Annotated in this window: 6 protein-coding genes; 3 read left to right on the forward strand and 3 right to left on the reverse strand. The window is 47.5% G+C overall.

Annotated elements, in window-relative coordinates:
* The first annotated feature begins 101 nt into the window (after nucleotides 1–101).
* The 3 genes from IT291_10475 (at nucleotide 102) to IT291_10485 (ending at nucleotide 2,473) form a co-directional block, all read left to right on the forward strand.
* Nucleotides 102–839, forward strand: coding sequence for a DUF3365 domain-containing protein (locus IT291_10475; GenBank protein ID MCC6221652.1), 738 nt, complete (start codon nucleotides 102–104; stop codon nucleotides 837–839).
* Between the two features lie 110 nt (nucleotides 840–949).
* Nucleotides 950–1,276, forward strand: a complete 327-nt coding sequence (locus tag IT291_10480; protein ID MCC6221653.1) for a divalent-cation tolerance protein CutA — start codon at nucleotides 950–952, stop codon at nucleotides 1,274–1,276.
* A 39-nt stretch (nucleotides 1,277–1,315) separates the two neighbouring features.
* Entirely contained in the window at nucleotides 1,316–2,473 is a 1,158-nt protein-coding gene (locus IT291_10485; protein MCC6221654.1) for a hypothetical protein, read from the forward strand.
* 84 nt (nucleotides 2,474–2,557) lie between these two features.
* Here IT291_10485 and IT291_10490 read toward each other — a convergent pair whose 3' ends face one another.
* The 3 genes from IT291_10490 to IT291_10500 form a co-directional block, all read right to left on the reverse strand.
* Nucleotides 2,558–4,444, reverse strand: coding sequence for a response regulator (locus tag IT291_10490; GenBank protein MCC6221655.1), 1,887 nt, complete (start codon nucleotides 4,442–4,444; stop codon nucleotides 2,558–2,560).
* Nucleotides 4,441–6,102: a response regulator gene (locus tag IT291_10495; protein ID MCC6221656.1), complete on the reverse strand. Its 1,662-nt coding sequence runs from the start codon at nucleotides 6,100–6,102 to the stop codon at nucleotides 4,441–4,443. The genes IT291_10490 and IT291_10495 overlap by 4 nt, the downstream gene beginning before the upstream one ends.
* A 156-nt stretch (nucleotides 6,103–6,258) precedes the next feature.
* A partial coding sequence (locus tag IT291_10500; protein ID MCC6221657.1) for a response regulator occupies nucleotides 6,259–6,977 on the reverse strand: 719 nt, incomplete at its 5' end.

Consider the following 6,977-nt stretch of genomic DNA (forward strand, 5'->3'; position numbering starts at 1 on the left):
CTTAGGCGGCGTTTCTGGAAGCCATGGAGAGAGTATTGTCATCTTTTGGAGTCTAGAAATAGGTTGTTTACGACACATTTATTTGTATTTGGAGGACACACATGAGATTAAATCGAAAAAAAGTATTACTTAAAGCACTTTGCTTGTTGTTATTTCCTGGAGCATTACTGAGCACCACGAGTGCGTTTGCACAAAGCGATGAAGACACAGCAAAGGAACTCACAAATTTTTTGAAGGCTGCGCGCGGTGTGATCTCAGATAACCAGACTTTAATTAATGATGCGACCAAAGGAGACAAGGGCCTTACACCGGCTAAGGTAGTTGAAAACGCTAAGGCTAACTACGCGAAAATTACTGGAGCCGAGTATCCCGATGGCGATGCCCACAAGGTATTAGTAGCCTCGATAACCTCTATTATGGAACAGGCACAAGACGTAATTAACGAGCAAGGCAAAGGCTTTAAGGGTTTCTTACCTGCCGTTTTCGGTAAGCAGGTCGCGGATGACTTTACCAAAAACATGGCGGGAAAGATGTATCTCAAGCTAACTGCTCCTAAAGAGTACATTCGCAATCGCGCAAATAGACCAGATAGCTGGGAAGAAGGCGTTATCGAGAGCAAGTTTAGAGCTAGTAGCTGGGCTAAGGGGGAGCCTTTTAAGGAAGAAGCAGATTTAAAAGGCCAAAAAGCATATCGATATATAATTCCCGAATACTACGGCGAGTCCTGCCTATCCTGCCACGGCGACCCTAAAGGCGAAGTCGATATTACTGGCGGCAAAAAGGAAGGTGGAAAGCTTGGCGAGCTTGGCGGTGCCATTAGCTTTGCTATTTATAAATAGCTAGAAATTACCAAATGCGAGGAGGAGGTTTCCTAAAAGGGCTTCCTCCTCGCCATTTTTTTCTACCGGCCTTACACTAGACCAAAGAAAATTAGTTTATCATAACACCAATGGAAGAGCAGTCGCTCTGCGTAGTTCTCGTCACTGCACCATCAATCAAGGTAGCTACTAATTTAAGCAATGAGCTTATTTCTAGAAAACTCGCTGCTTGTGTTAACATCCTGCCCAATGTAACCTCTATTTACCGCTGGCAGGGCAAGGTGGAAAGCAGTAACGAGTTACTGCTAGTCATCAAGACTACTAATTTGCGCTATAAAGCACTTCAAGATACCATCGTAGAGCTACACCCCTACGAGACACCAGAAATCATTGCCTTAAACACCGGCAATGTTTCGGCTAAATATTGTCAGTGGGTAATTGATGAAACCTCTTCATAACAAAAGAAGCTATTTGCTATATTTAACAGACGCTCCGCTATGAATCAGGCATATACTCCAGGACTGTTGGTCACCGAGTGCACGACGATTGAAAAAATCCGCGAGCTTCCACTTCCAGGAAAAGTTTTGGTGACCGTAGGAGACAAGGTTAGCGCGACTGCTCCGGTCTTGTCTGCAGACTTACCAGGCGAACTAGATATTATAAGAGTAGCTGATTTAATGGATATTGACCCGAGTGAGGCGGTCAAGGGAATAAAGATAAGGGATGGAGATCTCGTAAAAACGGGGGATTTAATTTGTGCAACAAAAATATTCTTTGGACTCTTTGATGTTAAGCTAAAAAGCCCGACGAGTGGCACGGTTGAATTTTTTACCCCTACAAATGCTCATTTGGGAATTCGCCACCCCTCTACGCCTATTACTGTAAACGCCTATATAGATGGCATTGTAACTGACGTCGCTACTTCAAAGTCTGCAACGATAAGATCTACTGGCGCACTTATACAGGGCATTTTTGGCGTAGGTGGTGAAAAACTTGGGAGCTTATATCCCCTAAATGTTAGCGAAAGTGCAGAAGTCCTAGCTAGCGATATAGACAATGTTGGAGATGAGTTAAGAGACGCAATTCTAATTGGCGGTGCTTGTTTTTCCAAGGAAGCCCTGAAAAGCGCCGCGACCAGAAAAATTGCTGGGGTTATTACTGGCTCACTAGATGCTAGCACGTTGTGCGAATTCGTAGGGCATGACATTAGCGTCTCGATAACTGGAGATGAGGATGTCCCTTTCACATTAATAATAACCGAGGGATTTGGGCACCTGCCACTACAAAAGCGCATTTCCGAACTTGCCCACAAGCTCGCTGGCAAGCGAGCTTCCATAAACGGCGCAACTCAAGTCCGCGCTGGAGCCATGCGTCCAGAGGTCATAGTGCCTTCGGAAGATTGTCATGACACCTCCCTCCTGGGAACTCATTTTAAAACTCCGAGCAGCCAAACTAAAGGATTAGCCATCGGGAGCGACATTCGCATAATCCGAGTACCTTACTTTGGAAAACTTGCAAGAGTTACTGAGTTACCCACCTCTCCCCAAACTATTCCTACAGGGGCGACGGTAAGGGTATTAAAAGCCACACTGACAAACGGAGATGAAGTCGTCGTTCCTCGCGCTAACGTCGAATTAATCTCCGTAGCGAATTAACAACCTACCTCTCAAGCGTTTATAGCATTTGCAAAAAGGATTTTTGCAAATGGTGTAACTCACTTTCTGTGAACTGTTTACACGTTAGACACTAGCGAGCTTCGCCTTCACGCTTTCCGCTGCATTTTTAGCGCAGTCCAGCCAATTCTGTACATCTAAAATCTCCTGATCGCCCAGAGTGCTTTGCGCTTTTAATCTCGCCTCCACTCCTGCTATAGCTTCACTGCCTTCCCTAAAGGCGATTTCGTAAAACAGTCCCTTGATGGTATGTAGTGCTTTTGCCAAAAGAACCTTATCTCCCCGAATTTCTCGGCATTCGAGTTTGCTGCGAAAAGTAGGACAAGCATTGAGAAAGGATTCAAGAACACGAATCATCGTTCCAGTTTTTCCCGCACAGCGGCTTCTGAGATCATCAACGGCTATAAGGCAACTAGATTTGCCCTCAACATAGTTTGCAGACCCCAGCTCTGCACGAGACTTCGGAAACAGTTTGCCAATTACCAAGTCTACATCATTACCGCTAATGGGTTTACGCAACTGATAGTTCACTCCCCTCTCCTGGAATTCGCTAGACTCCTCAACCGCTGCATATGCAGTCATCATTACCACCGGCAAGTAGGTGCCAGTAATCGCCTCATAATCCCGTAAACTTCTAACTGCTGCCAGCCCATCTAGGTGAGACATCGCTAGATCGCAAAATACTAAATCGAACTGCTCGCCCTTATGAACTAATTCGATAAACTCTGACCCGTCGCATGCCTCCGCGACCAAATGCCCTCGGGACTCCAGGTGATCCCGGATGATAATGCGAGACGTCTCAGCATCGTCAACCACCAACACCCTTAGGCGTTGCATTTCAAGTTCCCTGCCCGCCTGGCGCTCTAGTAAGAGATGCCTCTCGCTAATAGTACAAAGCAACCGACTCGACACTATTGGCAGCGGCACAAGGCGAGAATACCCCTGCTGAACAAGGAATCCAGACACCTCGTTCTTGCTACCGGACACCAGAAACACCGTATCCCTTGGTAAGATACATAACTTTCTATCGAGGCAATGACTTGACACCTCGCAGCTTACATCTAAGACCAACGGTGCACCAGGCGGCAACTCGCCTATCGAGGAAATCGGTACTATACTAACTTGGTGAAACTGAGCAAGCCGTTTCATCCTCTTAATCATAACCATTGACTCACTGCAAATGAAGATTTTTCCGCTGGGCGATACTTGGGTAACGCCATCCGAGATATCCCCATCCGCTCTCTCAAACTCAAAGGAGATTGCCAAAATACTTTCTCCCGCTTCACCTCGAAGAACCTCGACGGTAGCGCCCAGCTGATAGGCTAGGTGCAGCGCTGCGCATACTTCTAGCCCTAGATCATTGATGCAGTGCGCATAAGACTGCGCCTTAAATCTATTAAGGTTTTCCTGCAGCCGGTCCGCAGACACGCCAAAATTAAAATCAATGCACTCAACCGTAACGCCCAATAGACGTTCATCAAGCGGTCGCGTGGCGCTCCGCTTCACAACTACATAACTGCTATCCTTTTCACCGAGGCGACTTGCCGCTCGCAGCAGACAGTCGAGAACTCGCATGACTATAACGGTTTGAGTATTTACCGGTGGCAGCGACTCATCCACCAAGATTAGCGCCTGCTCCGAGGACGGCGAGGCAAATCTGCGTGCATAGTTCTGACCAACATCTTCAGCGACCTGAACGAGGCTGGTACGCCGCAGCCTTGGACTGCTTAAGCACACGAGTTGCGTTAGATCGTAACTATCTTCAATCTGACTAAGAAAGGTCTCATACTGCTGCTGGGCTAGATGAGATTCTAACGTCCCTGGCACAGTCGGGCTAAGTTCTCGGATAAGGGGCGCTAGGGCCAGCGCGCTCGTTTTTAACTGCGACAAGACCAGCATCCATAATGGGTCGCCCTGGTAGACAGCGATTTTCTCGCGCGGTAAGGTTTTCATGGAGTGTCTACCTGCGGAATAACTTCACCTTTAGGCTGCTTCTTGCTTTCTCTAAAAAAGCGGTCGAGAAAATCAAATAGCTCACTTTCATCAATCGGTTTCGTTAAGTAATCATCCATGCCCGCTTTGATGCAAATATCCCGATAGCCAGTTATAGCGTGCGCCGTAAGGGCAACGATTGGACAGTGACTCCCATATTCGCGCTGATGCTGCCTGATTAAAGCAGTTGCCTGAAGTCCGTCCATATACGGCATCTGACAGTCCATTAAAATCAGATCAAAAGAACTATTTTGCGCGAGCTCGACAGCCTCACTGCCATTGGTGGCGGTCGACACTTCCATTCCGAACTTACACAGGCGATGAACACAAATTTCTCGACTTGGCTCATTATCATCTACGACCAGAATCCTTAGCTGCTCCCGATCCTCAAAGGGCGCCACCTCTTGGCCGCCTACGGTAATAGATTTGCGCTTCTTTAAGACTACTTGCTCTACTGGCACATTCTCGGCTATCGGTAGAGATACCCTAAAGAAGAAAGTCGACCCAGCGCCCTCCTTGCTCGTAACCGCAATGGTACCCCCCATTAATGCAATGATGCGCTTGCTTATAGAAAGTCCAAGACCAGTCCCCCCGTAATTTCGCGTCGTAGACGTATCTGCCTGCTCAAATGCCTCGAAGATCTTTGACTGAGCTGCAGCGGAAATGCCAACACCGGTATCGCTTACGGAGATATGCAAGTGAGTCGAATCGGCCGTTAGCTCTTCAACCGCCAGCCTAAACGTCACATTTCCTCCCGCTGGAGTAAACTTCATGGCATTGCTGATTAGATTTATTACCGGCTGCCGAAAGCGGAGCGCATCTACCATCACCTTGGCTGGCAAGGCATTGTCGATTTCAATACTAAGGCCAATATTTCGTTTCTCGGCCTGGCCCTTGAGCGGTTCCAGCTCTCTTAGGAGATAAGCACGAAGATCGGTAGCCACAGGAGATAACTCCAATTTATTCGCCTCAATCTTCGCTAAATCGAGAATATCGTTAATCAGTCCCAATAGTGAGGTTGCAGATACTAGAATACACTCAACCTGCTTTTTCTCTGCTGGTCGACTAACCGATTCGACCAACATTTCTGCAAAACCTATAATATTGTTAATCGGAGTTCTAATTTCATGACTGGTGTTAGCAAGAAAGTCCGATTTTACCCTACTGGCGCATTCGGCTTCCTGTTTAGCACGCACTAGCTCTACGTCTCTCCTGCGGAGCTGGTCGATAAGGGAAGACTTAGCGCGGTCAGACGCCTCGGCAGACTCTCGCGCAATGATCAGGTATTCCTGCTTCTTTTGCACTGCGGCAAGCAGACTATTAATGCTTAGCGCGAGCAAGGAAAGTATACCGTGCCTCGCTACATCAATTCTGCGACTAGAATCATAGGCGCCAGCTATGTTCTCAATGTCATCTCTAAGCAAGCGAACACGAGTAACAATACTCAGTGGCAAAGCGAGAGCAAAGGCGTTAATTGCGCCCATAAACGCAAGGAGGCCTTTAGCCGAGAGAAGTGACGGGGTATTAATAAAAAAGGCGCCCAGTGCAACCGATAGATCGATAGTTAACACACCAAGCAGAAGTAATATGGAAATGCGATGTCTAGGCGAAAGTTCCATGCAGTGCCTCCAAGTCCGAGAACATTGATTAACTAATCGACAGCCCTGAATAAGCGCTTGAAGTATTCTGCTTACAGAGAGTGAAAATTTACCTTGCCTTCTGCAAGCGGCATATTCTCGCCCCCGCCAGCATAAGCGCCTGTAATTCCAAGCATTTTACGAGCTGGAAAACAGTCGAGATAGTTCCTTAGCTAGCATCTCTGGCGTCATTGGCTTAGCTAAAACGCCGTCAAATCCCGCACCGCGGATTTGCTCCTGCTCCTCCTTAAAGGCATGGCCGGTAATAGCGATCATACAAACATGTGGGTTGTTAGGGTGCTTTGATTCAAGCTGTCGCACCAAGCGCGCTGCCTCATCGCCGTTCATAGTAGACATTGTAATATCTGTAATTATTAAATCAAACTTCGCAGCATCTGTCTCGCCAGTGAGCATTGGCGTAACTAGCTCTACGATATCTTTTCCGTCACCTACCGAAAACACCTCGTCCCCTCGCTCCTCAAACATATCTTCGAGAATGATCCTGTTAGTCGGAACGTCATCAGCAATAATAACTTTAAGCTTCTTATTTATGCTAGCTATCTCGGTTAGCTTGCTAGCAGACATCAGATCGCGGCGCGGTAGTTCGCCGAAATAGGCGAGTAACAGGTCATCGGCGAGCACCGGAGCTGAAAGCACATACTCCATTCCGAGCGAATACAATTTCTCCCGCATGTCTAAACTAGAAGGTCGAAGTATCGCAATTGAACAACCTTCTGCCCCCTTTATTCGCCTTTCAAGCGAGTTCCATACGAATGCTAGCCCCAACGCTTCCTCAGACACTACCACCAGATAAGCCCTCGCGTTACCGCCACAGAATATTTCCGAAAGCTCGTCAC

The sequence above is a fragment of the Deltaproteobacteria bacterium genome, assembly GCA_020845775.1.
Classification (GTDB): Bacteria; Bdellovibrionota_C; UBA2361; order SZUA-149; family JADLFC01; genus JADLFC01.